This is a genomic window from Pedobacter sp. ASV12 (assembly GCF_016429155.1).
Classification (GTDB): Bacteria; Bacteroidota; Bacteroidia; order Sphingobacteriales; family Sphingobacteriaceae; genus Pedobacter.
This window is the reverse complement of the sequence record NZ_JAELUC010000156.1, coordinates 1-3110: the sequence shown is the minus strand read 5'-3', so window position 1 is coordinate 3110 and position 3110 is coordinate 1. Positions and strand designations below refer to the sequence as shown.

General features: G+C 45.7%; 2 protein-coding genes. Both read right to left on the bottom strand.

Annotated elements, in window-relative coordinates; genetic code table 11:
• On the bottom strand, positions 1–254 hold a 254-nt coding region (locus JHD69_RS19330; protein ID WP_199141976.1), incomplete at its 3' end, for a DUF6443 domain-containing protein.
• A gap of 168 nt (positions 255–422) precedes the next feature.
• On the bottom strand, positions 423–3110 hold a 2688-nt coding region (locus tag JHD69_RS19325), incomplete at its 5' end, for a hypothetical protein (RefSeq protein WP_199141977.1).

Genomic DNA, 3110 nt, shown 5'->3' with positions numbered 1-3110 from the left:
TCGTAGGCCATGGGCTGCACCAGGTCGGCAAAGGAAGGGCTCCCCTGTACGGTTACCGTCTGCAGGGGCCTGCCCAGCCCGTCGAGGTACTGGATGGCCTGGTTCTCCTCGCATACGCTGCGCGAGGCATTGATGTTGCTGCTGTTTACCCCTGCGATCTTGAATACCCTCGAAAGCACGTAGTTCTGGTTCGCGCTCGGCGAAGACGCCAAGGGGTTGCAGAGCTGGAAGCTGGCACCGGTAAAGATGCGCACGCTGCTGCCGTACGGGACCTGGAACCCGTCGGCCAGCGTGACGCTGCCCGTTGCCTTGATTTCAGGCTGTCCGGCATAGCCTGACAGGGTGATATGCTGCTGGGCCATGGCCGTTCCCGAAAGGAGCAGCGAGGCCAAAAGGAAAAGTCTGGTGTTCTTCATGGGGCGTTAGTTCTTGAAATGGTAGTCGTAGCTTTTGATGATGTTTTTGTCCTGGTCCCTTACGTAGAGCAGCCGGCCATAGGGGTCGTATTCGAAATAAGTGGTCAGGCCCTTGGCATCCGTCTGGCTGGTTAGGCCAATTAATGGAGCATATATAAACGTGCTAACTAAAGCATCTTTCAAAGTTGGGTTTGTTTTGAGCGGGGCTAGAAAATTAGTTAATGAAATGCTAGTAGGGTTTAATGCCACTCTAAATGCCTCAATATTTGCGTTCCCCAATACACTTTCTACAGCCGAATAAGACGAGTTCTTTACTTCCGCTATTGGATATTGTCCACCATAGCCCCATAAATAGCTGGTTTTTGGACCATTCGTTAACGATTGACTCAACAAGTTCCCATTCACATCGTATTGGTAAAAAGTTACCCTGTCTTCTAGTGCCGCGCCCCTGGTACTAGCCTTATAGTACTCCGGAAGCACCAAACTATTGCCCCAGTCTTTATAATCGATCCTTATTCTATCTATTTCTGTACCATCCAGTTTTTGAACAATTTGTACAGGTGTAGAAACCCTATTCTTTGAGGTCAGCGTATCAAGCGCCGCTAGCTGTAGCGAACTTATTCCGGTTATCGACGCCTTATCATAGGGATATTGATATTCGATTGTGCTTTCTTGCTGGGCACTTGTTACTTTTTTTACTGTTGTTGGTTGGGTATGTGCGGTATTTGCATATTGTGAAACTACAGTTTCAACTAGAGAATTGTTCCCTTCAATATCATAAGTTGTAGTTTTTACGGTATCTGCATAAAACCAATAGCCCCTGATTTCGTACCTTGCGGCATCAAATGGCTCCAGGTCTTTTTCTACAACGGGGCCTGATCTTGGGGCATTGGGAAAGTTTCTTCTCACTACATAGCCATATACCGGAGTTAAAACACATGACGAGGCAAAGTCATGACAATCGCTCTCTGCATAATGGGTGGTTACCATCTTCACTGCCTTCAATAAACCATCTTTTTTTTGGTAATCTATTTTTTTGATTTCCAAGCCATTCATTGTCCCATAATTAGACAATGGTGCACCGGACACACCGTTTCCATGGATATTAGAGGCTAAATTATCATACCGCAACAGAAACTGAGAAACGCTTCCGCCATTGTCAAAATTTTCCCCTAGCGATTCTGCAACCGTCTCATATTGAATTGGGGTTTGTTGCAGGTACTGCGTATTGGTTGAATTGGAATAAAACAAATTATAAAATGCCGAACGGTCTTCTGCCGGTAAACCACTAGGATCCATACAGGTTAACGTTCTCTTCAGTAACGCATAATATTCAGGCGTACTGGTCGGTGTACCAGACGAATTCATATAGCCGCTTTCTGGCGTTCCATAATAATATCTATGCACCTGAATCGGATCTGTTGCTCCGCTCTTTGTCAATATCTTTTGGATCCTTAAGCCCGGAGCATTCACATTTTGAGCTATTGACGTAGGATTGTCAAAACTGATAGACATGGTGCCATCTAAGCCCTCTCCGTAACAAGTGGCCCTTAAAACATAAGAATGACCAGCAACAAGGTTAACGTTCACGGCTACTGTTTCTCCAACAATCGTTTTGTTTTTGGTGTAGATAACTGTATTCGTGGTCTCATCTATAATCTCGGCTTTTATATAATGATATGAAGTCCGATAATCATCTTTGGTATATTGGCAGGCTACTGATAGTAAGGCCGTAACATTAACTGCAGGAACAAAGGCACCCGAACCGTGGCTTTGCGGATCAGCATAGTCAAGTCCGGTTCCGCTTGCCGAAGCTGTAGTGGTATTGGGCTCATTTACAATTTTATAGATCGTATTTGGCTCATAAACAATTGAATCAGAACCGCCCGTTGGATAGGTAATCTTTGTCAACAAGCCTTTTTTAGCAAAATCTGGATCAGGAGACCGATCGGCCAAGTAAGGATGCAGTTCGTGAGATGGCACAATGTGATTGATGTTGTTTTTTCCGTTGAAATACCCATATAAATCTTGGCTAAAGGAAAGCCTGTTTGGCAGTCCGTTAATGTCTTCATAGGCAAAAGCGTGTCTTTTTACTAGGGCATCATCAGCAGCACGTTCTTCCAAGCTGCTTAAAAAAGGCCGATATTGAAACGAGGGCAACGAGTTAAAGCTATTGATATAACTTGCACCTCCACTGTTACCATAAATGTAGTTGAATACAAAACTTTTTTGAAGCCCTGTACTGTCTGTATTTGCAAAATAGCGTATTTTAGACAACAGATATTCGCCAGCAACATCGGTTCTTGGGCTGTACGAAAATTTAACAAGCCCGCTTAAGTTGGAACTGATCTCGGTTAATAGGTTATAAGTGTTATCCAATATGTTTGCGCAAAATTTGAACGTATATTCTTCGGGAAACAGCTGGGTGCCATTAGCACATGCGGTAAGTTGTCCAGGCTGCTTCTGAGTAATCGTTTCGTTAACGCCTATGGTATATTTGCAATTCCTAAGCTGATAGGTAAAGTTGATTTCCTCTCCGGTATAGGCCACTATCTTTTTTAGGTTCCAGCCTGTTGTAGAAGCATAGCCAGTCCTGTCTCTTATACACATCTCAAAAAAGGGGGGGGGGGGGGGGGGGGGGGGGGGGGGGGGGGGGGGGGGGGGGGGGGGGGGGGGGGGGGGGGGGGGGGGGGG